The sequence below is a fragment of the Kosakonia sp. 1610 genome (genome assembly GCF_050435845.1).
GTDB classification, from domain to species: Bacteria; Pseudomonadota; Gammaproteobacteria; order Enterobacterales; family Enterobacteriaceae; genus Kosakonia; species Kosakonia cowanii.
In genome coordinates, this window is record NZ_JBNDKZ010000003.1 from 126119 (window position 1) to 148496 (window position 22378).

General features: G+C 56.9%; 21 protein-coding genes. 15 read left to right on the forward strand and 6 right to left on the reverse strand.

Going from position 1 to position 22378, the window contains the following annotated elements; translation table 11 throughout:
- The first annotated feature begins 104 nt into the window (after window positions 1-104).
- On the forward strand, window positions 105-1670 hold the full coding sequence (locus ABIC80_RS11230; RefSeq protein ID WP_305206984.1) for a methyl-accepting chemotaxis protein: 1566 nt from the start codon (window positions 105-107) through the stop codon (window positions 1668-1670).
- 16 nt (window positions 1671-1686) lie between these two features.
- Window positions 1687-2184, forward strand: coding sequence for a DUF2569 domain-containing protein (locus tag ABIC80_RS11235; protein ID WP_094419219.1), 498 nt, complete (start codon window positions 1687-1689; stop codon window positions 2182-2184).
- A 44-nt stretch (window positions 2185-2228) separates the two neighbouring features.
- On the opposite strand, the gene fbp is transcribed toward ABIC80_RS11235, so the two are convergent.
- On the reverse strand, window positions 2229-3227 hold the full coding sequence (gene fbp, locus ABIC80_RS11240) for a class 1 fructose-bisphosphatase (protein ID WP_023478503.1): 999 nt from the start codon (window positions 3225-3227) through the stop codon (window positions 2229-2231).
- 279 nt (window positions 3228-3506) lie between these two features.
- Between fbp and mpl the strand changes: the two genes are divergently transcribed.
- A complete protein-coding gene (gene mpl, locus ABIC80_RS11245) occupies window positions 3507-4889 on the forward strand; it encodes a UDP-N-acetylmuramate:L-alanyl-gamma-D-glutamyl-meso-diaminopimelate ligase (protein ID WP_124970340.1) in 1383 nt (460 codons plus the stop codon).
- Window positions 4890-4949: 60 nt separating this feature from the next.
- Here the strand turns inward: mpl and ABIC80_RS11250 are convergent, their stop codons facing one another.
- Window positions 4950-6158 carry an aldose 1-epimerase family protein gene (locus ABIC80_RS11250; protein ID WP_263753392.1) on the reverse strand — a complete coding sequence of 403 codons (1209 nt, stop codon included), beginning with the start codon at window positions 6156-6158 and terminating at the stop codon, window positions 4950-4952.
- A 259-nt stretch (window positions 6159-6417) separates the two neighbouring features.
- The gene (gene yjgA / locus ABIC80_RS11255; protein WP_023478484.1) at window positions 6418-6975 is read right to left on the reverse strand and encodes a ribosome biogenesis factor YjgA; all 558 of its coding nucleotides are present in this window, start codon (window positions 6973-6975) and stop codon (window positions 6418-6420) included.
- 94 nt (window positions 6976-7069) lie between these two features.
- Between yjgA and pmbA the strand changes: the two genes are divergently transcribed.
- The 12 genes from pmbA to ABIC80_RS11315 all read left to right on the forward strand — a co-directional run bounded on the left by pmbA (window position 7070) and on the right by ABIC80_RS11315 (window position 17828).
- On the forward strand, window positions 7070-8422 hold the full coding sequence (gene pmbA, locus ABIC80_RS11260) for a metalloprotease PmbA (protein ID WP_042714065.1): 1353 nt from the start codon (window positions 7070-7072) through the stop codon (window positions 8420-8422).
- Between the two features lie 55 nt (window positions 8423-8477).
- Window positions 8478-8864 carry a cytochrome b562 gene (cybC, locus tag ABIC80_RS11265; protein ID WP_023478426.1) on the forward strand — a complete coding sequence of 129 codons (387 nt, stop codon included), beginning with the start codon at window positions 8478-8480 and terminating at the stop codon, window positions 8862-8864.
- Between the two features lie 826 nt (window positions 8865-9690).
- The gene (locus tag ABIC80_RS11270) at window positions 9691-10029 is read left to right on the forward strand and encodes a glycine dehydrogenase (RefSeq protein WP_071789532.1); all 339 of its coding nucleotides are present in this window, start codon (window positions 9691-9693) and stop codon (window positions 10027-10029) included.
- Window positions 10030-10039: 10 nt separating this feature from the next.
- Complete coding sequence (locus ABIC80_RS11275) at window positions 10040-10402, forward strand: SFCGS family glycine-rich protein (RefSeq protein WP_023480243.1); 363 nt, start codon at window positions 10040-10042, stop codon at window positions 10400-10402.
- Between the two features lie 2 nt (window positions 10403-10404).
- The gene (locus ABIC80_RS11280; RefSeq protein WP_429177140.1) at window positions 10405-10701 is read left to right on the forward strand and encodes a DUF4312 family protein; all 297 of its coding nucleotides are present in this window, start codon (window positions 10405-10407) and stop codon (window positions 10699-10701) included.
- A 51-nt stretch (window positions 10702-10752) separates the two neighbouring features.
- Complete coding sequence (locus ABIC80_RS11285) at window positions 10753-11529, forward strand: DUF4311 domain-containing protein (protein WP_094419225.1); 777 nt, start codon at window positions 10753-10755, stop codon at window positions 11527-11529.
- 9 nt (window positions 11530-11538) lie between these two features.
- Window positions 11539-12180 (forward strand): DUF4310 family protein, encoded by a 642-nt coding sequence (locus tag ABIC80_RS11290; RefSeq protein WP_023480214.1) that lies wholly within the window; start codon window positions 11539-11541, stop codon window positions 12178-12180.
- A 42-nt stretch (window positions 12181-12222) separates the two neighbouring features.
- Window positions 12223-13356 (forward strand): amidohydrolase/deacetylase family metallohydrolase, encoded by a 1134-nt coding sequence (locus ABIC80_RS11295; RefSeq protein ID WP_429177142.1) that lies wholly within the window; start codon window positions 12223-12225, stop codon window positions 13354-13356.
- Window positions 13340-14458 (forward strand): DgaE family pyridoxal phosphate-dependent ammonia lyase, encoded by a 1119-nt coding sequence (locus tag ABIC80_RS11300; protein ID WP_429177144.1) that lies wholly within the window; start codon window positions 13340-13342, stop codon window positions 14456-14458. Before ABIC80_RS11295 ends, ABIC80_RS11300 begins: the two co-directional genes overlap by 17 nt.
- Window positions 14455-15192 carry a 2-dehydro-3-deoxy-phosphogluconate aldolase gene (gene dagF, locus ABIC80_RS11305; protein ID WP_429177146.1) on the forward strand — a complete coding sequence of 246 codons (738 nt, stop codon included), beginning with the start codon at window positions 14455-14457 and terminating at the stop codon, window positions 15190-15192. Before ABIC80_RS11300 ends, dagF begins: the two co-directional genes overlap by 4 nt.
- An 83-nt stretch (window positions 15193-15275) precedes the next feature.
- Window positions 15276-17186: a BglG family transcription antiterminator gene (locus ABIC80_RS11310; protein WP_346439953.1), complete on the forward strand. Its 1911-nt coding sequence runs from the start codon at window positions 15276-15278 to the stop codon at window positions 17184-17186.
- 216 nt (window positions 17187-17402) lie between these two features.
- Window positions 17403-17828, forward strand: a complete 426-nt coding sequence (locus ABIC80_RS11315) for a putative T6SS immunity periplasmic lipoprotein (RefSeq protein WP_242389738.1) — start codon at window positions 17403-17405, stop codon at window positions 17826-17828.
- A gap of 85 nt (window positions 17829-17913) precedes the next feature.
- On the opposite strand, the gene nrdG is transcribed toward ABIC80_RS11315, so the two are convergent.
- The 3 genes from nrdG to treR all read right to left on the reverse strand — a co-directional run bounded on the left by nrdG (window position 17914) and on the right by treR (window position 22159).
- Window positions 17914-18378 (reverse strand): anaerobic ribonucleoside-triphosphate reductase-activating protein, encoded by a 465-nt coding sequence (nrdG, locus tag ABIC80_RS11320; RefSeq protein WP_305206976.1) that lies wholly within the window; start codon window positions 18376-18378, stop codon window positions 17914-17916.
- A gap of 353 nt (window positions 18379-18731) precedes the next feature.
- Window positions 18732-20867 carry an anaerobic ribonucleoside-triphosphate reductase gene (gene nrdD / locus ABIC80_RS11325; protein ID WP_429177147.1) on the reverse strand — a complete coding sequence of 712 codons (2136 nt, stop codon included), beginning with the start codon at window positions 20865-20867 and terminating at the stop codon, window positions 18732-18734.
- Between the two features lie 347 nt (window positions 20868-21214).
- Window positions 21215-22159 (reverse strand): trehalose operon repressor TreR, encoded by a 945-nt coding sequence (gene treR / locus ABIC80_RS11330; RefSeq protein WP_429177149.1) that lies wholly within the window; start codon window positions 22157-22159, stop codon window positions 21215-21217.
- Between the last annotated feature and the right edge of the window lie 219 nt (window positions 22160-22378).

Below are 22378 nucleotides of genomic sequence, written 5' to 3' on the forward strand. Positions count from 1 at the left end.
ATTGAAATTGCTATTTTTCTTCTAAAGGAATTCCGGTAGCGGTCGATAACTGACGAATGGGCTTAATTTACGCCAAAAAGTTCTTCGCTACCGGAATCCACATCATGCTTAAAACGCTTTCGATCCGTACGGGCTTACTTTCTCTGCTGGCTGTTATGACTCTTCTGCTGCTGCTGGTCAGCGGTATCGGTATTTATGCGCTCAATAAGAGCTCCGCTTCGCTGGCGCGAATCAACCAGCTTCAGGGCGAAAAGATGGCGCGCCTGAACAGCGGCTACACCATGATTCTGCGCGCGCGCAACGAAGCCGGCCAGGCGGTGCGTATGATGGAGGTGGGCCTGCTGGATGATGCAGCCAACTCCGTAAAACTGATTAATAACGAAATCGCGCTCGGTGAGCACTCTCTAACTGGCGTTATCAGCGCGGGCGTTGATGATGAGCAGGGCGCGGCGCTGCTGGCAAAGGTGGCGAAAAGCTATGGCGATTACGTCAGCCAGGGCATTAAGCCGATGCAGGACGCGCTCAACCAACAGAGCGCCGATGCCTATTACGAACTCCTCGAAAGCAAACTGATCCCCGTCTCCCGCCAGTTCGATAACGATATGCAGGCCTTCCAGGCGTGGGGCGAAGCGCGCGGTAAAACCGAAGTGGCGGCGGTGCAGAGCAGTAAGCGCTTTGTTATGTCGCTGATTTTTGTGGTCGCGCTGCTGGTGGCCGGGATTATCGTGCTTGCCTGGCTGGCGCTGCGCCATATGCTGCTTAAACCCCTCGACACCTCGATTCAACAACTGGAACAGGTGGCGGCGGGCAACCTGATTGCCGCGAAAACCGAGGTGACGGGAAAAGAGTTTAACCGCCTGAACGCGGCGATTGAGGAGATGCGCCATGCGCTGATCGGCTCCGTGATGCGCGTGCGCGATGCCAGTTCGCAGATTGATACCGGCAGCCGGGAACTGGCGGCAGGTAACCTCGACCTCTCGCAGCGCACCGAATCCACCGCCACTTCACTTGAGCAGACCGCCGCCAGCATGGAGCAGATCACCGCCACGGTGAAGCTTAACGCCGACAACGCCGAGCAGGCGCACACGCTGGCGAAAGCGGTTTCCGATACCGCCGATCGCGGCAGCGAAATGGTCTGCTATGTGATTGAGAAAATGCGCGATATCGCTGGCAGTTCCGATCGCATCGCCGATATTCTTAGCGTGATCGACGCCATTGCTTTCCAGACCAACATTCTGGCGCTCAACGCCGCCGTCGAAGCGGCGCGCGCGGGTGAGCAGGGCAGAGGCTTTGCGGTAGTGGCGGGCGAAGTACGCAGCCTCGCCAGCCGCAGCGCCGATTCGGCAAAAGAGATCCGCCAGCTTATCAGCAGCTCGCAGGCGCAGGTCTCCGAAGGCAGCGAACTGGCGATGCAGGCCGGTGAAACGATGGATGAGATCGCCGAAGAGGTGTTGCGCATGACTAAATTGATGCGCGAAATTGCTAACGCCTCGCAAGAGCAGAGTCGCGGTATTGAGCAGGTTAATATTGCAGTAAGTCAGATGGATGAAACGGCGCAGCAGAATGCGGCGCTGGTACAACAATCGTCTGCGGCGACGCGCTCGCTGGAGCAGCAATCACGAGAGCTGCTTGAAGCGATGGCGTCGTTCCGTTTGCAGACGCAAGCATAATCAAAGGTAAGGTGTCATGGCTGTATGTATTCAATGTGATAGCGAGGCGCTGAAGGGCAGCGACTATTGTGCCATCTGCGAGGAGCGCGAATTTAAAAAGATCCGCGGCTGGCTCTATCTCCCGGCGCTGGGGTTGGTTGCGTCGATCATCGTCAACCTGATATCCATTAACTTTACGCTGCGCTTTTTAATGGAGAACTTCGCACTGATTGGCTCGGGGCAGAAAGGGATCCTCTTTTTCGAGCTGGCGTCGTTTGTCGGCATGTTTGCCTATGCGCTGTTTGTCAGCAGCCTCTTTTTCCGTAAAAAGCGTCAGCTGCCGCGGCATTACATTGTACTGGTGGGGGTGGGTACGGCCTTTGTCGCCGTCGATCTGCTGTTGGGGCACCACTATCTGGATGTGCCTTATGTCTTTGAGACGGTGAAACCGCTGGTGCGCAATGTGCTGAGCGCCTGTATCTGGATCCCTTACTTCATCGTGTCCGAACGCGTGAAGCGTACCTTTGTGAAGTAAATATTTGCCGGAGGGCCATCGCGCCCTCCGGCCATCACAACGTGTTATGCGTCCGGGTACTCACGCATATAACGCTCAACATCATCCACCATATGCTCATTGCCGACGAAGAACGGACGGCGCTGGTGCAGGCTCTCTGGCTGGATATCAAGAATACGCTCTTTTCCGTCGCTCGCTTTGCCGCCGGCCTGTTCCGCGAGGAAGGCCATCGGGTTGCACTCATACAGCAGGCGCAGTTTCCCTTGCGGGTGGCTGGCGGTGCTCGGGTAGAGGTAGATGCCGCCTTTCAGCAGGTTACGGTGGAAATCCGCCACCAGTGAACCGATGTAGCGCGAGGTGTAAGGGCGGTGGGTCGCTTTATCCTCTTCCTGGCAGAACTTGAGGTACTTCTTCACGCCCTGCGGGAATTTGATGTAGTTCCCTTCGTTAATCGAGTAGGTGTTGCCGCGTTCCGGGAAGCGCATGCGCTCCTGGGAGAGACAGAAGACGCCAAGTGACGGATCGTAGGTGAAGGCGTGAACGCCGCAGCCGGTGGTGTAGACCAGCATTGTCGACGAGCCGTAAACCACATAACCGGCAGCAACCTGTTTGTTGCCCGGCTGCAGGAAATCCTCTTCGGTGACCGGCGTACCAACAGGCGTAACGCGGCGGTAGATAGAGAAGATGGTGCCAACAGAGACGTTAACGTCGATGTTGGAGGAGCCATCCAGCGGATCCATCAGCACCACGTATTTAGCGTGTTCGCACCCTTCGAAAACGACGATCTCATCTTCTTCTTCAGAGGCGATACCGGCGACGATGTCGCGGGCGCGCAGCGCGGATTTCAGTTTCTCGTTCGCAAACAGGTCGAGTTTTTGCTGCACTTCGCCCTGTACGTTCTCAGCACCGCTGGCACCCAGGATATCGACCAGACCGGCCTTATTGATATCGCGATGAATGATCTTGGCGCCCAGTTTTATCGCCGACAGTAAAGCAGTCAGTTCACCCGTGGCATGCGAGAACTCATGCTGCTTTTCGACAATAAATTCACCTAACGTTTTCATAACACTTTCCCTGCATTTTTGAATATGGAGTAAAGCGATTGTAGCCTGCGGTTTTCTGCATGTTTGGCGGAGAAGTTCAGGGCCGTTAACCAACGAAACGGTAACAACCCGAGCTTTCGCAAACGAAAACGCAGCGGACATGCAACAATACTAACAAACATTCAAAACTTCGCGCACAGGTGAATCGCGCCAGCGGGGTACGGATTATCCTGAAATGCATTTCTCAGACGTTAAACATATGCGTAAAATGTGCGCCAGGTTAAGCAAGGATAATGACGTATGCGCATTCATATTTTGGGGATTTGTGGCACTTTCATGGGCGGGCTGGCAATGCTGGCGCGCTCGCTGGGCCACCAGGTAACGGGTTCGGATGCCAATGTCTATCCGCCGATGAGCACGCTGCTTGAGAAGCAAGGCATTGATTTAATTCAGGGATATGATGCAAGCCAGCTCGATCCCGCGCCGGATTTGGTTATCATCGGCAATGCGATGACCCGCGGAAATCCGTGTGTCGAAGCGGTGCTGGAGAAGAACATTCCGTTTATGTCCGGCCCGCAATGGCTGCATGATTTTGTGCTGCGCGACCGCTGGGTTGTGGCGGTTGCCGGTACGCACGGCAAGACCACCACCGCCGGGATGGCGACCTGGATCCTCGAAGCCTGCGGCTATAAACCCGGTTTTGTCATCGGCGGCGTGCCGGGCAATTTCGATGTTTCCGCGCGCCTCGGCGAGAGCGATTTTTTCGTTATCGAAGCTGACGAATACGACTGTGCCTTCTTCGATAAGCGCTCCAAATTCGTCCATTACTGCCCGCGCACGCTGATCCTCAACAACCTTGAGTTCGATCACGCGGACATTTTTGACGATCTGAAAGCGATCCAGAAGCAGTTCCACCACCTGGTGCGCATCGTGCCGGGGCAGGGGAAAATCATCTGGCCGGAAAACGACATCAACCTGAAACAGACGATGGCGATGGGCTGCTGGAGCGAGCAGGAGCTGGTGGGCGATCAGGGCCACTGGCAGGCGAAGAAGCTGACCACCGATGCTTCAAACTGGGAAGTGTGGCTGGATGGCGAATGCGTCGGCCAGGTCAACTGGGGCCTGGTGGGCGAGCACAACATGCATAACGGCCTGATGGCGATAGCCGCCGCGCGTCATGTTGGCGTTACGCCTGCGGATGCCGCCAACGCGCTTGGCTCGTTTATCAACGCCCGCCGCCGCCTTGAGCTGCGCGGTGAAGCGCACGGCGTCTGCGTGTATGACGATTTTGCGCACCACCCGACGGCAATCCTCGCCACACTCGCCGCGCTGCGCGGCAAAGTGGGCGGCACGGCGAAGATCATCGCCGTGCTGGAGCCGCGCTCCAACACCATGAAGATGGGGCTGTGCAAAGACGATCTCGCGCCGTCGCTGGGCCGCGCCGATGAGGTCTTCCTCCTGCAACCGCAGCATATTCCCTGGCAGGTTGCGGAAGTGGCGGAGGCCTGTATCCAGCCTGCGCACTGGAGCGCGGATGTCGATACGCTGGCGGATCAGATTGTGAAAAGCGCCCAGCCGGGCGATCACATTCTGGTGATGAGCAACGGCGGCTTTGGCGGCATTCACCAGAAGCTGCTCGATAAGCTGGAGAAAAAAGCGCAGCTCGCGGCTGAAAAAGCCTGATAGCTAACGCGTAAAAAAACCGCGCACGGGCGACCGGCGCGGTTTTTTTTATGCCTGGCGTTACTCTTTCGCCATCGGCGTATCAATGGATTGCGGTGCTTTGTCGCCCTGAATGGTTTTCACGCGCTCTTCAACTTTCGCCACCTGATCGCGGTTGTGCAGCAGGGTATAAGTGAGGTCGAAGCGGGTGCTCTGGCCTGCCTGAAGTTGCTTAACGCGTTTCTGCTCGCGCTCGATGGTGACCGGGTAGGCGTAGCTGGTGCCCGGCTCGATACCGGTGACGTAACCCTGTTTTTCGGTATCGGTGTTTTTCCACAGCGTCAGCACTGGCAGCTGATCGGTGTTGTAGTCAATCGCCACGCCTTTATCGCCCGCTTTATTCAGCAGCGCGGCGACGGTCTGCTTGTTCGCATCGGCCAGCGGTTTGATATTAAAGACCATTTCGTCGAAGCCTTTGGTCGGCCCGGCATAGGTTTGCCACGTTTTCATGCCGCCTTTGGCGTAGTCATTGAACGGGCTGACGCTCTCCAGCGGCGTGATAAAGCGCGCGCCCTCTTCGAGGATCGGTTTGCTGAAGTTGCTGTGATAGATGATCTGGTAATCATGCGGGTAGTCGGCGTGGTTGGTCAGCACATCATGCAGGCTGAAGCTGTTGCTGCCCGGAATGTAGCGCAGCTCCATCTCGGTTTGCAGATCGGCTTTCTTGAAGGTGCTCTCTTTCACCAGCCCGCGAATGCGGATCTCATACGGCGCTTTTTCGCTGACATCGACGGAAACCTGCGATGCAGGCGTGTTGCCCGCTTTACCATGCAGGGTGTAAAGCTGCCCGTCAGCGGTAACCGGGTGACCCGTCCACTCATAGCCGCAGCGCACCACCATTTCGTTGAACCCTTCCAGCCAGCCAAGCCCGTTGCGGCTCTCCAGGTTGATAAACGCCGGATTTACCACTTCTTTCACCGGCGAACTCCAGCCCATATGCACACCAAAACCATCGGCGTAGAGCAAATTCATGCCGCGCGTTGGGCTAAGGGCAATGGTCAGGCCGTTTTTGCTGGTCAGTTTGATGACTTTGCTCCCCTCCTGCTTGCCGCCGTGCAGCACCACCTGCTCAATGCTGAACTGCTGATCTTTAATGTTCAGCTGATCGCTGGTGATACGCCAGTTTCCCTGCTCGATGTTGCCTTCAGCACTTGTCAGCACCCAGGTTTTTGCCATCACCGGCGCGGACACCAGCAGCGCAACAGCGGAGAGCATCACGGTCTTTTTCATCTTATTTTCCTTTTTAGCTGAATCGATTACCTGCGTTACAGCAGGAATCTACGTTTTGCGCCGCCAGGAAAATGTGATCCGTTTCATCTGCTGAAAATGAGCGTCGGGCAGAGACAGAAAGGGAGATATTGATCTCGTTTATTGATGAAATGAAAATAATGGAGGGTATGAATATGTGAAGTGGCGTGCTTTTAGCTTTAACGTTTCAGCTAAAAAGGAATAAAAAAACCCTCTTCGGTTAAAGAGGGTTCTGTGCGGTTTAGCTCTCTTCGCTGCTCTCTGCGAGCTCACGCAGATACTGAAAGATCAAACGCGCGGTTTTTGGCGGCTTGTTGCTCTCTTTCTCTTTCTTGGCGTTGCGGATCAGCGAGCGCAGTTGCTGACGGTCAGCATTCGGCCACAGATTCAGCACGTCCGGCACCGCGTCATCACCCTCTTCAATCAGGCGATCGCGCAGGTGCTCAAGCTTATGGAAGAAGGCAACCTGCTGGTTATGGCGGTTTTTCAGCTTATCCAGCGCCTGGCGAATCGGCTCGACATCGCGCTGACGCAGCATTTTACCGATCAACTGCAACTGACGGCGGCGGCCCTCTTTCTTGATGCGCTGCGCCAGCTCAATGGCGTCGCGCAGATCCTGGTCGAGCGGGATCTTATCCAGCGCGTTTTTTCCCAGCTCTACCATTTCAGCGCCAAGCTGCTTTAACTCTTCAGCATCGCGCTTAATTTCACTCTTACTGACCCAGATGATCTCATCATCTTCGTCTTCACTCTCGTTACCGGGCACGTCGTCGAGCCAGTCGTCGGGCTGCTTTGTCATCTCAGGCTCCTTAAAAAAGAGGCTAATGTTACCAGTTAAGGCGCGCACTGAAAAACGGTTCTCTGTTAGACTTCAAAGATTCTCTCCCTTAATTATGGCATTGGCGATGAAAGTAATCACACAAGTGGCACAACAGCGCAAAGTTCTGGAAGAAGCGGTCGCAACCGCGCTTGATCTGGCTTCAGGCCGTTCGGATGGCGCGGAAGTGGCGGTCAGCAAAACCACCGGTATCGGCGTCAGCACCCGCTATGGTGAAGTGGAGAATGTCGAATTTAACAGCGATGGTGCTTTAGGCATCACCGTTTATCACCAGAACCGCAAAGGCAGCGCCTCGTCGACGGATCTGAGCCCGGAGGCGATTGCCCGCACGGTGCAGGCGGCGCTTGATATTGCCCGCTACACCTCGCCAGACCCGTTCGCTGGCGTGGCAGAAAAAGAACTGCTGGCCTTTGACGCGCCGGATCTCGATCTTTTCCACCCGGCGGAAGTGACCCCCGATGAAGCAATTGAGTGGGCGGCGCGCGCCGAGCAGGCGGCGCTGAAAGCGGACAAACGCATCAGCAACACCGAAGGCGGCAGCTTCAACAGCCACTACGGCATTAAAGTCTTCGGCAACAGCCATGGCATGTTGCAGAGCTACTGCTCCAGCCGCCACTCGCTGTCGAGCAGCGTGATTGCCGAAGCGAATGGCGATATGGAGCGCGATTACGCCTACACCATTAGCCGTGATATCAACGAGTTAAAAACGCCGGAGTGGGTGGGTGAAGAGTGCGCCCGCCGCACGCTGTCGCGCCTCTCGCCGCGTAAACTGTCGACCATGAAAGCGCCGGTGATTTTCGCTAATGAAGTGGCGACCGGGCTGTTTGGTCACCTGGTCGGCGCCATTGCTGGCGGCGCGGTCTACCGTAAATCGACCTTTTTACTCGATTACCTCGGCAAGCAGATCCTGCCGGAGTGGTTAACCATTGAAGAGCACCCGCACCTGCGTAAAGGGTTGGCCTCCACGCCGTTCGACAGCGAAGGCGTGCGCACCGAGCGCCGCGATATCGTCAAAGAGGGCGTGCTGATGCAGTGGCTGCTGACCAGCTACGCAGCGCGCAAGCTGGGACTGAAGAGCACCGGTCACGCGGGCGGCATTCACAACTGGCGCATTGCCGGGCGCGGCCTGAGCTTTGAGCAGATGCTGAAAGAGATGGGCACCGGTCTGGTGGTCACCGAGCTGATGGGCCAGGGCGTGAGCGGCATCACCGGGGATTATTCGCGAGGCGCGTCTGGTTTCTGGGTTGAAAACGGTGAAATTCAGTACCCAGTAAGCGAAATTACCATTGCCGGCAACCTGAAGGATATGTGGCGCAATATTGTTACCGTCGGTGACGATATTGAACAGCGCAGTAACATCCAGTGTGGTTCAGTGTTGCTGCCGGAGATGAAGATCGCCGGACAATAATTCGTGGCGCGGCGTTCTGCGCCTTTAAGCGTGATAATAAAAAAGGAAATGAGCAATGCGTAAAAACCTGTTAGCGATCCTCGCGGTGTCGTCGTTGTTTGTGGGTTCAGCGGTCTTTGCCGCTGACCTTGAAGATGATATGGAAACGCTGAATGACAACTACAAAGTGGTGCAGAAAACCGACGATGCTTCTGAGTTGAAAGAGGCGTTAGGGAAAATGCGCACCGCCGCGCAGGACGCCCAGAAAGAGACCCCGCCGAAGCTGGAAGGCAAAGCGCCGGACAGCCCGGAGATGAAGGATTTCCGCCACGGTTTTGATATTTTGATTGCCCAGATCGACGGCGCGATGAAGCTGGCGAACGAAGGTAAAGTGAAAGAGGCGAAGGCGGCAGCGAAGGATATTGCCGGTACCCGCAATACCTATCATCAGAAATTCCGCTAACCGAATTCCATCAGGAAAGAGCCGCCACCTCACCGTCGCGGCTCTTTTTTTATGCCGTTTTCCAGCATACGTGACGCGCCGTTGTAGGCCGGATAAGGCGCAGCCGCCATCCGGCATGATCTCCGCGGCACAATTGCCGGATGGCGCGTTACACGCTTATCCGGCCTACCAAACCGTACCTACATACCTACAGCCACACCGATATTGCTTTTACCCAAGATCTCACAGCGAGGGGTTGTGTCCCCGCTGAAATCGGCGAACCGAAGCGTGAATGACAAGGTCTGGACGCCATGGATGGCGGACAGAGGCGAACCGAGACAGGATGTCGAGTCGAGCCGGCCGCAGTCAGGCACGTGGGAGGTGAGCGCAGTGCGAAGCACCGATTTCCTCGCGGGGCCGCGGGGATTGATAAGGGGAGCGCGGCCGCTCCCCTTATCCCGTTCACCGCATAAGAGATTAATGAAACTCCCGAACGCGTGGTGAACGGAACCATTCCACCGTGGTAAGCCCATTGCCGGATGGCGGCTGCGCCTTATCCGGCCTACGCGGTTTCAGCGGTTCCGTAACCCCCAATAAGCAAACCTTATCCCCCTCACACTTTCTCTACTCGCGTGCCCCTTTTTTTCTGCTCCATCGGGCATGAAATCCCGCTCTCATCGCCCAACGTTGTGACCGCCGTTCAGTGAAAAATCCCCCCGTGCTCTTTTTTTGTGGCGCAGATCACTAACGCCCTCCCGGTTTCCACTTCGAAGTGGAAAACTCCTCGCTACAAACTCTGCCTTCGCGCCGTTAGCTTTATCCCTGAGCCATCAACGGGGTACGACGAGTGAATAACGGAGCGGTAATGAACGATGCGACCATGCAGGCGGCGCAAACGGCAACCCTGGCGGAGCGCATGCTGTCGCAGGTCTACACCTTGCTTCATGCGCAGAACATCACGCCGAATGCGGTGCAGCAGCAAATGCTGACCTCCCATCTTCGCGCGATGGCGCACCGGTCGGTGACCGGCGAGCCGCTGCCGGAAGTGGATGCCAGCCTGTTTGATGAGATCTCGCCTGAATCGATGCGCCTCGCCCACGACGTGGTGGCGGCGTTTGGCAATCTCCCGCAAGAAGAGGCCTGGCTGCTGTCAGTGCACTTCGAAGTGGCAAAAGAGAACCTTTAAGGAGCAAACCATGGAACAGATTACCGTAGTGATTGGCGACCGCCTGGGCAAAGGGCAGAAAGTTGCGGCAGGCGTCGAGAAAGCGGGCGGCCGCGCGGTAGTGGTACCGGGCGTGGCGGCGGATATGAAACTTGGCGATGTGATGAACGCGGAAAACGCCACCTTCGGCATCTCCTTCTGCGGCAGCGGTGGCGCAGGCGCCATCACCGCGCAGAACAAATATGGCTATAAAGCGAAACACGGCATGCGCTCCATCGACGAGGGCGTCACCGCCATCAACGAAGGGTGCAAAGTACTCGGTTTCGGCTTTATGGATAAAGAAGAGTTAGGCGAGCGCCTGGTGCAGGCGTGGCAGAAAAAACACGGCGCATAACCATGAAAGAACAGTTCACCACCACGGTCAGGGTGAAGGGCAAGGGCGACGCCAAAACGCGCGCCTTTGCTGACGCGCTGAACCATGTTCAGGCCGCGGTGATGAAGGCGTCGCCGCACATTTTACTGCGTATTGAGCCACAGGATGTGCAGGTCGTTCAGGCGCAGGAAAAGACGCGCAAAGAGGCCTTTCTGTTCCTCTTTCTGCGTCGCGAAAGACGCTCGTACAGTGTGGAGCTGGACGTGACCGTCAACGTGACCGCCATCAATCTCGATAAGGTGGAGTTCGTCACGCACTAACTTACCGCATACCCCGCAGGCATCGCTGGCAGGGTAGAAGAGGGCAGACTGATGTTCTTACTCATACTAATAAAATCGCTCATTATCGGCGGCCTGGTCGGCGTCGGTGTGGGCGCCGGGGCTGCACGCATGTTTCACGCGCCAACCACTCAGGGAATGGGCGCATTTCGTACACTGGGCGAGCTGAACTCCTGCGAAGGGGATCCGGCGTCGCACTTCTCCTTTGGCCTGGGCTTCTTCTTTAACGCCTGGGCTTCATCAGTAGCGGCGGGTTCGTTTACCCAGGACGTTGATCACCGCATCATTCCGAACTGGGGCGCGGCGGCGCTGATGGTCAAAAACCGCAACGTCGGCGAAACCCTGCACAATCCGAAAAAGATGGCGATTGCCTGTGGTTTGATCGGCATGGCGGTCGTCACCTTTCTTAACCTTACGGCTTCCTCCGTTCCGGCAGCGCTGCAAGTCACCGCCGTCAAAGTGCTGGTACCCGCCGCTAACCTGCTGGTCAACACCATCATGCCGGTGATCTTCTGGCTGGCGGCAATCGACGCGGGCAAAAAATCAGGCTTCTGGGCGACGGTGTTCGGCGGCGCAGCGCAGCTGATTATGGGCAACGCCGTACCGGGCCTGGTGCTCGGCATCCTGATTGGTAAAGGGGTGGAAGAGAGCGGCTGGAACCGCGTCACCAAAGTGATGATGAGCGCCATTGTCGCCCTGTTTGTGCTGAGCGCCTTCTTCCGCGGCTTCGATCTGAAAATGATTGAGTCATTCCACCTGAGCGCGCCGAACTGGCTGGAGCTCATCCACAACTCGCTGAGCGGCAAATAAGGATCTGCAATGGAAGAGAATAAAGGCTTCTGGTACGCCGACTGGTCATTCCCGATCTTCGTTGGCCTGCTCTCCTCCGGCGTCTTTGCCGGAACGCACATGTACTACCTCTACGGCATCGGCGCGTTTAACGAAGTGGCGTTTGTCTCGATGCTGCGTGCAGGCATGGATACCGGCGTTTACGGCGCGGTCGCTGCCTTCGGTGCCAGCTTCCTGTTTGCGCGCATTATCGAAGGGTCGCTGGTCGGTATTCTCGATATCGGCGGCGCGATCCAGACTGGCGTTGGGCTTGGCGTCCCGGCGCTGCTGCTCGGCGCGGGCTTTGTCTTCCCGGTTGCCAACTTTGTTGCCTCGCTGGCCACCGGGCTGGTGATTGGCCTGGCGATTGGTTACCTGATCATTCTGGCGCGTAAATTCACCATTAATCAGAGCGACTCCACCTACGGCGCAGACGTAATGATGGGTGCGGGTAACGCCTCCGGCCGTTTTCTTGGCCCGCTGATTATCTTAAGCGCCATGACCGCCTCGATTCCGATTGGCATTGGCTCGCTGGTGGGCGCGCTGCTCTTTTACCTCTGGCAAAAGCCGATTACCGGCGGCGCTATCCTCGGCGCGATGTTGCTGGGCGCGATCTTCCCGGTCGCACTCTGATCGATACGGGTGCTGCGGCACCCGTCACTTCTGGAGAGAGATATGTTTGATTTACTCCTGCGCCGGGCGCGTCTGGTGGACGATACGGTAACGGATATTGCCCTCAGCGACGGGAAAATCGCCGCACTTGGCGAAATTAGCGGCCCGGCGGTGAAAACCGTCGATCTGGCGGGCAAACACTATGTCAGCGCTGGCTGGATCGACTCCCATGTCCACTGCTACCCCAACTCGCCAATTTACTATGACCAGCCGGACAGCGTCGGGATTGAAACCGGCGTCACCACGGTTATCGATGCTGGCAGCACCGGCGCGGATGATATTGATGACTTCTACGCCATCACCCGCCAGGCCACGACCGACGTTTACGCCCTGCTTAATATCTCCCGCGTCGGGCTGATTGCGCAGAATGAGCTGGCGAACCTCGACAATATTGATGCCAGCGCCGTGCGCGACGCCGTGCAGCGCCACCCCGACTTTGTTGTTGGCCTGAAGGCACGCATGAGCAGCAGCGTGGTTGGTGACAACGGCATCACGCCGCTGGAGCGCGCGAAGGCGATGCAGCAGGAGAATGGCGATCTGCCGCTGATGGTGCATATCGGCAACAACCCGCCGAACCTCGATGAGATTGCCGACCTGCTGAGCACCGGGGACATCATCACCCACTGCTACAACGGCAAGCCGAACCGCATTCTGACGCCGGGCGGCGAACTGCGCGCTGCGGTGACCCGCGCCATTACGCGCGGCGTGCGCCTCGATGTCGGCCACGGCAGCGCCAGCTTCAGCTTTGCGGTGGCGAAGCAGGCCATCGGCCTCGGTATTTTGCCGCACACCATCAGTTCCGATATCTACTGCCGCAACCGCATCGATGGCCCGGTGCGATCGCTGGCGAACGTGATGTCCAAATTTCTCGCCATCGGCCTCGCGCTGCCGCAGGTGATCGCCTGCGTGACCGACCACGCCGCCGACGGCCTGCGCCTGGCGAAAAAGGGGCGGCTTGCGGTTGGCTTTGATGCCGATCTGACAATTTTCGATCTTCGCCGCCAGCCGGTGCTGTTCACCGATGCAGAGAACAGCGCCTTGCAGGCCGACCAGTTACTTACGCCGCTGGCCGCCATTCGCGCGGGCCGGGGCTATCTGACCGAACAAGGGAGGGCAGAGCATGTCTTCGATTTATGAGAAGTACCAGTTAAAACAGGTAATTAACGCCTCCGGGCGCATGACGGCGCTCGGCGTCTCGACCCCGCGCCCGGAAGTGGTTGAGGCGGCGTTGCAGGGCATGAACCACTACTTTGAAATGAAAGACCTGGTGAATAAAACCGGCGATTACATCGCGAAGCTGCTGGATGTTGAAGGCGCGACCGTCGTCTCCTGCGCCTCGGCCGGGCTGGCGCAAGCCGTTGCCGCCGTGCTGGTGAAAGAGAGCGACTGGCTGCTGGAGAACCTGCACAGCACAAAGATCGAAAACAGTGAGATTGTTTTGCCGCGCGGGCACAACGTCAACTACGGTGCGCCGGTCGGCACGATGGTGGCGCTTGGCGGCGGCAAAGTGGTTGAAGCCGGTTACGCCAACGAATGCTCCGCCGATCAGCTGGCGGCGGCGATCTCCCCACGCACTGCGGCGATCCTCTTTATCAAGTCTCACCACTGTGTGCAGAAGAGCATGCTCAGCGTCGAGCAGGCCGCCGTGGTAGCGCGTAAACATAACCTGCCGCTGATTGTCGATGCCGCTGCCGAAGAGGATTTGCAGTGCTACTACCGTGCCGGGGCCGATCTGGTGATCTACAGCGGCGCGAAGGCGATTGAAGGGCCAACCAGCGGGCTGGTGATTGGCAAAACGCAGTATGTCGAGTGGGTGAAACGCCAGACGGCGGGCATTGGCCGCGCGATGAAGGTGGGCAAAGAGGGTATTCTTGGCCTCACCTGCGCCATCGAGCACTACCTCAGCGCGAAAAAGGAGAGCGGGGCGGAGATGGTCGCCAAAATGACCCCCTTTATTGAACAGCTTAATAGCCTTAATGGCGTCAGCGCCCGCGTGGTGTGGGACAGCGCCGGGCGCGACATCGCCCGCAGTGAAATCAAATTTGATGAAGCCGTCACCGGCATTGCTACCGGTGAGCTGGTCGAGGCCCTCAAACAGGGGGAGTACGCCATCTATTTTCGCGGCTACAAAGCCAATGAAGGGATTATCGAAGCCGATGTGCGCAGCGTCAGCCCTGAGCAACTGATCATCATCGCGCAACGCATCGCCGAGGAACTGAATAAGGAGCCACGTCCATGAAACTGACCCCCAACTTTTACCACGACCGCGTATGTCTGAACGTGCTGGCAGGCAGCATTGATAACGCCAGCGCCATCTATGAAGCGGCGGAAGGGCATGTGCTGGTCGGCGTGCTGTCAAAAAACTACCCCGATATCGACTCAGCGGTGGCCGATATGCGCCAGTACGCGCTGAGGATCGATAATGCGCTCTCCGTTGGCCTTGGTGCTGGCGATCCGAACCAGTCGGCGATGGTCAGCGCCATCTCCCGCGAAGTGCAGCCGCAGCATGTGAACCAGGTCTTTACCGGCGTAGGCACCAGCCGCGCGCTGCTCGGGCAGAACGAGACGGTAGTTAATGGTCTGGTGTCACCTACCGGCACGCCAGGGCAGGTGAAAATCTCCACCGGGCCGCTTAGCAGCCAGGCCGCCGATGCGATTGTGCCGGTGGAAACGGCGATTGCCCTGCTGAAAGATATGGGTGGCAGCTCAATCAAATATTTCCCGATGGGCGGGCTGCAATGCCGCGAGGAGTACAAAGCCGTAGCCGAAGCCTGCGCGCGACACGACTTCTGGCTGGAGCCGACCGGCGGCATCGATCTGGAGAATTTCAGCGAGATCCTGGAGATCGCACTGGCAGCAGGCGTCAGCAAAATCATTCCGCACATTTATAGTTCAATTATTGATAAGGTGAGTGGCGAGACCCGCCTGGCGGATGTCCGCCAACTGCTCATGATGACTAAAGCGCTGGTGTAAGGCCATCGCCGGATGGCGGCTGCGCTTTGATTATCTGCATAGGCTTCAACGCCTTACGCCACTTTTAACCATGAGGTAACGACGTGCGATTTCCGAACCAACGTTTAGCGCAACTCTTCAGCCTGCTGCAGAACGAGACGCTGCCGCAGGATGAGCTGGCGCAGCGGCTGTCGGTCTCCACGCGTACCGTCCGCGCTGATATCACTGCGCTCAATGCGTTGCTGGAGAACCATGGCGCGCAGTTTATTTTGAGCCGCGGCAGCGGTTACCAGTTGAAGGTGCTTGATGCCGCGCTTTATCACGCCCTCCAGGCAACGCGTCCGCGCGCGCTGCGCATTCCGCGCACCGGGCCGGAGCGGGTCCACTATCTGGTGGTGCGCTTTCTCACCTCGGCCTTTTCGCTCAAGCTTGAGGATCTGGCTGACGAGTGGTTTGTCAGCCGCGCCACGCTGCAAAACGATATGACCGAGGTTCGTGAGTGGTTCTCCCGCTACCGCCTGACGCTGGAGACCCGCCCGCGCCACGGTATGAAGCTCTTCGGCAGCGAGATGGCGCTGCGCGCCTGCCTCACCGACCTGCTGTGGGAACTGGCGCAGCACAATGCTCATAACCCGCTGATTACCGAAGATGCGCTTAATGCGGGGGTGCCGGAGGCGCTGGCACCGTTTCTGCACGACTGCTTTAGCCGCTACCATATTCGCCTTACCGATGAGGGCGATCGCTTTATCCAGCTCTACTGCGCCGTCGCCGTGCGGCGTATCAGCGAAGGGTTTCCGCTCTCGGAGTTCACCGCCGACGATGGTGATGAGCAGGTGCATCACGCCGCGCGGGATATCGCCAGTGCGTTGCAGCAACTGGCGGGCAAACCGCTGGCGGAGGCGGAAGAGCACTGGCTGCGGGTGCATATCGCCGCCCGGCGGGTGCAGGATCCGGCACCCAGCGCCATCAGCGCCGATGATGACGAAACGCTGGTGAACTACATCCTCGGCTATATCAACACCCACTATAACTACAACCTGCAGGGCGATGCGCAGCTGCATGCCGACCTGCTGACCCATATCAAAACCATGATCACCCGCGTGCGCTACCAGATTATGATCCCTAACCCCTTGCTGGATAACATAAAACAGCACTACCCGATGGCGTGGGATATGACGCTGGCGGCAGTGTCGAGCTGGGGGAAATATACGCCCTATACCATCAGCGAAAATGAGATCGGTTTTCTGGTGCTGCATATCGGCGTCGGGCTGGAGCGGCACTACAACGTTGGCTACCAGCGCCAGCCGCGCGTGCTGCTGGTGTGCGATGCCGGGAATGCGATGGTGCGGATGATTGAAGCGGTGCTGGCACGCAAATATCCGCAAATCGTCATTACCCGCACCGTGACGCTGCGCGACTACGAGCAGTGCGACACGCTGGCGGAAGATTTTGTTATCTCTACCGCGCGCATCAGCGAAAAAGATAAACCGGTGGTGATCATCGCGCCGTTCCCCAGCGACTACCAGCTGGAGCAGATTGGCAAACTGGTGCTGGTGGATCGCACCCGCCCGTGGATGCTGAAGAAGTATTTCGACGCCGCCCACTTTCGCATTATCGATGAGGCGATGGATCAGCAAACCCTGTTCCGCACTCTCTGCGCCGAGCTGCAGCAGGAGGGCTTTGTCGATGGCGAGTTCCTCGATTCGGTGGTGGAGCGCGAAGCGATTGTCAGCACCCTGCTCGGGGAAGGCATCGCGCTGCCGCACGCCCTTGGCCTGCTGGCAAAGAAAACCGTGGTTTACACCGTGCTGGCCCCGCAGGGCATCGCCTGGGGCGATGAGACGGCGCACGTTATCTTTTTACTGGCGATCAGCAAAAGCGAGTATGAAGAGGCGATGGCAATCTACGATATTTTTGTCACCTTCCTGCGCGAACGCGCCACCGCGAGGCTCTGCGCCTGCGCCGATTTCGACACCTTTCAACGCGTGGCAATGGCCTGCGTCAGCCGGTTTTGAGAGCGGTTATGTGGGGATGTTCTACCCGCTAAGCCGTATTAAAAGCGGAAACACAGATATATGACTCTTTCATTTTGTTAGAATTTACGGCGCTAAATATTTTACATTGGCACCGCAAGCTTAGTTTTAGCTCATTAATTTTTTACCGCGTAACTGCGGGTTTTAAATTGGGTTGATAAGAAAGGTGGTGTTTATGATGTTTTCCGGGGGCTATAAATGAACAGCTTAAATAAACTCGCTATAGTTTTAATCGTTGTTGTGAGTGGTTGTACATTGGGGGATAACCTCGATCGTCGGTATACGAAAGAGACTCCCGTCTCTGCTCACGTAAACAATAACGATATATGCTTGTCTTTACCTCTACAGAGTGATGAGGCGGTGGTATCGGCAATAACTTACAACCTCGAAAAGCCATCGGAACAGTTCATCTATCCCTCTTCCAAACAAGCAAAATCTGGGCTTTTTTGTATCCAGCCTGATGAATTTAAATTCAAATCAGGTCAGGAGTACCTCACCCAGATTGAAGTAAACAGAAGTGCAGATAGTGAGAATAAAAAAGCGACAAGGAAAGCCTATGTCTCAACTTTCCGTGTGATAGAGAAGGGCGATAAATTAGACATTATTCAGACTCGGCATAAATAAAATAAGCCCGCACTCATTATGTGCGGGTTAATTTATCTAATGACTGCGTAACGTTTAATACAGCCTGACTCAGGAAATAACCCCATCACCGCAAATGGTGCACCACCTGATTGCTGCTGCCGCGCCAGATCAGCATCGGGTCTTTCAGATCCTGCATAAATTTCCCGTCGATCAGCACATTGATCAGATCCACAACCTCCTGCTGCGCGGCGTTCAGCTCATCGATTTTATACCCGGTCCACACCCAGATATCTTTGCCGGGGCACTCTGCGCGGATGCGTTTTACCAGCTTCAAAATATCGGGCACGTTTTGCGGATGCAGCGGATCGCCGCCGGAAAGCGAGATCCCCTGGCGCTTAATACGCGTGTCGTTGAGATCGGCGATGATCCGATCCTCCATCTCCTGCGTGAACGGCAGGCCGGAGTTCAGCCGCCAGGTGCTTTTGTTGTAGCAGCCCGGGCACTCATGCACGCAGCCGGAGACGAACAGGGTGCAGCGGGTACCGGGACCATTCACGATATCGACAGGGTAATACTGATGGTACTTCATTTTCGCTTCCCACTTGACGCCATAACTGTGTTGGCTGCTCTCACTCACCCGGGTCACTTACTTATGTAAGCTCCCGGGATTCCTTCGGTTGCCGCCTTGTTATGACGTCAATTGCTTTGCGAAATCGCTTCCCACTTGCCGCCATAACTGTGTTGGCTGCTCTCACTCACCCGGGTCACTTACTTATGTAAGCTCCCGGGATTCCTTCGTTTGCCGCCTTGTTATGACGCCAATTGCTTTGCGAAATCGCTTCCTGCTTGACGCCATAACTGTGTTGCGAAATCGCTTCAGAGTCGTTTTGCAAAACAACCGTAGGCCCGATAAGCGGAGCGCCATCGGGCACGTCTCCGGGCTTAACCCATCTGCCCATTGCCAAGGTGTTTCACGCGGCGTTTTACCTCTTCCTGCTTGCCAGCGTTGAACGGGCGCGCGTCCGGGCTGCCGAGATAACCGCACACGCGGCGGGTGACCGATACGCGAGAGGCATCATGGTTACCGCATTTCGGGCAGGTAAAGCCCTTACTGGTGCAGGCAAACTCGCCGGTAAAACCGCACTCATAACACTCATCAATCGGCGTATTGGTGCCGTAATAGGGCACATGCTGATAGCTGTAATCCCACACATCCTCCAGCGCGCGCAGGTTGTGCTGAATGTTCGGGTACTCGCCGTAACAGATAAACCCGCCGCTGGCTAACGGCGGATAGGGCGCTTCGAAGTCGATTTTGTCGTACGGGTTCACCTTCTTCTCCACGTCGAGGTGGAAGCTGTTGGTGTAATACCCTTTATCGGTCACGCCATCGACCACGCCAAAATCGGCGGTATCGATACGGCAGAAGCGGTCGCAGAGGTTTTCGCTCGGCGTGCTGTAGAGGCTGAAACCGTAGCCGGTCTCCTCTTTCCACTGATCCACCGCCTGGCGCAGGCGCTCAACAATCGCCACGCCTTTCGCACGTAGGGTTTCGCTGTCGTAGATATGTTTATTGCCGGAAAGGGCATTGATGGTCTCATGAATGCCGATATAGCCCAGTGAGATCGACGCGCGGCCATTTTTGAAAATCGGCGCAATATCGTCATCCGCTTGCAGACGCACGCCGCACGCCCCCTCCATATAGAGGATCGGTGCTACACGCGCTTTCACCCCTTCAAGGCGGGCGATACGGGTCATCAGCGCTTTGCGCGCCAGCGCTAAGCGGCTATCCAGCAGCTTCCAGAAAGCGGCTTCATCCCCTTTCGCTTCCAGCGCGATGCGCGGCAGGTTAAGGCTGATAACGCCAAGGTTGTTGCGCCCGTCGTGGATCTGCTCACCGTTCTCTTCATACACGCCGAGGAAACTGCGGCAGCCCATCGGGGTTTTAAACGAGCCGGTCACTTTCACTACCTGGTCATAGTTGAGAATGTCCGGGTACATGCGTTTGCTCGCGCACTCCAGCGCCAGCTGTTTGATGTCGTAATTTGGATCGCTGAACTTGTGGTTTAGCCCGTCGCGAATGGCAAACACCAGTTTCGGGAACACCGCAGTTTTGCGGTTTTTACCTAAGCCTGCGATACGGTTACGCAGAATCGATTGCTGGATCAGGCGCGATTCCCAACTGGTGCCGAGGCCAAAGCCGAAGGTGACAAACGGCGTCTGACCGTTGGCGGTATGCAGCGTGTTGACTTCATACTCCAGCGACTGAAACGCGTCGTAGCACTCCTTCTCGGTGCGCGAGCGGGCGTAGGCGTCGGCGTCGGCAATCTGCCACTCGTTTGCCACTTTGCGATGCTTTTCAAAACTCTCAGTAACAAACGGTGCCAGCACTTCATCAATGCGGTTGATGGTGGTGCCGCCATAAATATGGCTGGCGACCTGGGCGATAATCTGCGCGGTCACCGCCGTGGCGGTGGAGATCGATTTCGGCGGTTCAATCTCCGCATTGCCCATCTTAAAGCCGTGAGTCAGCATCCCTTTCAGGTCGATCAACATGCAGTTGAACATCGGGAAGAAGGGGGAGTAGTCGAGATCGTGGTAGTGAATCTCGCCGCGCTCATGGGCCTGCACCACATCGCGCGGCAGCAGGTGCTGGCGGGCGTAGTGCTTAGCGACAATCCCCGCCAGCAGGTCGCGCTGAGTCGGGATCACTTTACTGTCTTTGTTGGCGTTCTCGTTAAGCAGCGCCGAGTTGGTCTGCTCCACCAGGCCGCGGATCTCCTGGTTCAGGCGGCCACGCTTTTCGCGGGCGATGTCGCGGTCGTGACGGTACTCAATATAGGCGCGCGCCAGCTGCTTGTAGGGGCCGGACATCAGCTGGTTTTCAACGGCGGTCTGGATTTCGCTGATATCGACCTGCGCGCGATCCTCCATCTGGCTACTGATAACTGCTGCGACGGTGGCGCAATAGTCTGCGTCATCGACTCCCGCTGCGGTTGCGGCGCGCCAGATTGCCTCCTGGATCCGCGCCGAGCTGAAAGGCACTTTACAGCCATCTCGTTTCATCACATGCGGTGTCATGATCACTCCCTTCTGCAAAACAGGTTATCCACACGATAAAGACGCCCCATCGGTTGGTTATTCATTATTAAAACCAATAAGTTCGTCCCGTTCTGGCCCCGATTATCCACAGAATGACGTGCATTCCGGGCGGTAGGTTTGTTCGTATAATAGTCAAGAACTACAACATGTAGGGCCGGGTGGCATTCTAATTTCTATATATAGTGATTTGCATCAAAGATGTTTACGTCTTTTTTGACTCAGGACAAAGTAAAAATCTGACGCTACAGCGGGCGGGGCATTCAGGGGAGATATAAAATTTCACGCTTTTATGATGATTAAAAATGCATCAAAAAAGCGTGCAAAAGTTAAACCAGACGGGCAGGAATGACGTGCTGGTGGGGGGCGTCAACGTCGGTCACCTGGGCGATCAGCTGCGCCGCCGCCTGACGACCAGCTTCGGCGTAACCCGGATCAACGGTAAGGATCTCCGGGTGGAGAAAATTGATAAGGGATGTGTTGCCGACGCTGGCAAGCTGAAGCGTGATGCGCCGCTCCTGCAGATATTTGCTGGCACCCAGGGCCAGGCTGTCGCTGGCGCAGAGCAGCGCCGTGGTCTCGGGTGTCAGCACCTGAGCCACATGATCGTAACCCGGCTGCATACCCAGGCCGGGCAGCACCGCGCGCGGCGTCAGATTGTGCTGGCGGCAAAAGGTCTCATAAGCCTGGTGGCGACGCTTACCGGTGGTGATATCGCTGTGCGGGACGCCAATAAAAGCGATCTGCCGGTGGCCCTCGGCATAGAGCTTCGCCATCAGCAGTTCAATAGCGCCCTCATCGTCATAACTGACGGAGGAAAAGCCGCTGACGTCGCGCGCCATCACCACCAGCGAGTCGCGCCAGGCGGCAAGCAGGCAGGGCGTGATGCCGGTAAAACCGAACAGCACCACGCCGTCGATATTACGCTGGCTCAGCATCTGCAAATGCTCCGCCACCAGCTCCGGCTGAAAGCGGCTCTCCATCATGATCGGGTCGTAGCCCTGCTCATAAAAGGCCGGGAGCATGGTTTGTACCGCCAGGTTTTCGGCGCGGGAGTCGAGCCGCGTCACGATAATCGCCACCACTTTGTCACTCTGCCCGCGCATGGCGCGTGCGGAGCGGGAAGGGGAGAAGCCATGCTGATTCACCACCGCCGCCACCCGTTCGCGCGTCTGCTGGCTGACGCCATTTTCATTGTTCAGCACGCGCGAGACGGTCGATTTTCCCACGCCGCTTAAACGCGCGATGTCATTAATGGTCAGCCGGTTTGGCATGCAGCACTCCTGATACTGGCGATAGGGGTTGGCAGAGTCAGAAAGTGTTGCACTTCAGAGCAAATAACAACAATGAGTAAAGTCTGGTTTATCCCTGGGCGCCGCGAGTGGTGGTCGTATACGTTCGGTTTACATTTCGGGGTATATGATACCGCTGCGTAATCATTCCCTTTTAACCCTTACCGGAGGCGCTATGGATCCCGATCCCACCCCTCATCC

Bases quoted from the DNA above. Each gene is read 5' to 3' on its own strand.
- ABIC80_RS11230 (WP_305206984.1), top strand. From the start codon at position 105: ATGCTTAAAACGCTTTCGATCCGTACGGGCTTACTTTCTCTGCTGGCT.
- ABIC80_RS11235 (WP_094419219.1), top strand. From the start codon at position 1,687: ATGGCTGTATGTATTCAATGTGATAGCGAGGCGCTGAAGGGCAGCGAC.
- fbp (WP_023478503.1), bottom strand. From the start codon at position 3,227: ATGAAAACGTTAGGTGAATTTATTGTCGAAAAGCAGCATGAGTTCTCG.
- mpl (WP_124970340.1), top strand. From the start codon at position 3,507: ATGCGCATTCATATTTTGGGGATTTGTGGCACTTTCATGGGCGGGCTG.
- ABIC80_RS11250 (WP_263753392.1), bottom strand. From the start codon at position 6,158: ATGAAAAAGACCGTGATGCTCTCCGCTGTTGCGCTGCTGGTGTCCGCG.
- yjgA (WP_023478484.1), bottom strand. From the start codon at position 6,975: ATGACAAAGCAGCCCGACGACTGGCTCGACGACGTGCCCGGTAACGAG.
- pmbA (WP_042714065.1), top strand. From the start codon at position 7,070: ATGGCATTGGCGATGAAAGTAATCACACAAGTGGCACAACAGCGCAAA.
- cybC (WP_023478426.1), top strand. From the start codon at position 8,478: ATGCGTAAAAACCTGTTAGCGATCCTCGCGGTGTCGTCGTTGTTTGTG.
- ABIC80_RS11275 (WP_023480243.1), top strand. From the start codon at position 10,040: ATGGAACAGATTACCGTAGTGATTGGCGACCGCCTGGGCAAAGGGCAG.
- ABIC80_RS11280 (WP_429177140.1), top strand. From the start codon at position 10,405: ATGAAAGAACAGTTCACCACCACGGTCAGGGTGAAGGGCAAGGGCGAC.
- ABIC80_RS11285 (WP_094419225.1), top strand. From the start codon at position 10,753: ATGTTCTTACTCATACTAATAAAATCGCTCATTATCGGCGGCCTGGTC.
- ABIC80_RS11290 (WP_023480214.1), top strand. From the start codon at position 11,539: ATGGAAGAGAATAAAGGCTTCTGGTACGCCGACTGGTCATTCCCGATC.
- ABIC80_RS11295 (WP_429177142.1), top strand. From the start codon at position 12,223: ATGTTTGATTTACTCCTGCGCCGGGCGCGTCTGGTGGACGATACGGTA.
- ABIC80_RS11300 (WP_429177144.1), top strand. From the start codon at position 13,340: ATGTCTTCGATTTATGAGAAGTACCAGTTAAAACAGGTAATTAACGCC.
- dagF (WP_429177146.1), top strand. From the start codon at position 14,455: ATGAAACTGACCCCCAACTTTTACCACGACCGCGTATGTCTGAACGTG.
- ABIC80_RS11315 (WP_242389738.1), top strand. From the start codon at position 17,403: ATGAACAGCTTAAATAAACTCGCTATAGTTTTAATCGTTGTTGTGAGT.
- nrdG (WP_305206976.1), bottom strand. From the start codon at position 18,378: ATGAAGTACCATCAGTATTACCCTGTCGATATCGTGAATGGTCCCGGT.
- nrdD (WP_429177147.1), bottom strand. From the start codon at position 20,867: ATGACACCGCATGTGATGAAACGAGATGGCTGTAAAGTGCCTTTCAGC.
- treR (WP_429177149.1), bottom strand. From the start codon at position 22,159: ATGCCAAACCGGCTGACCATTAATGACATCGCGCGTTTAAGCGGCGTG.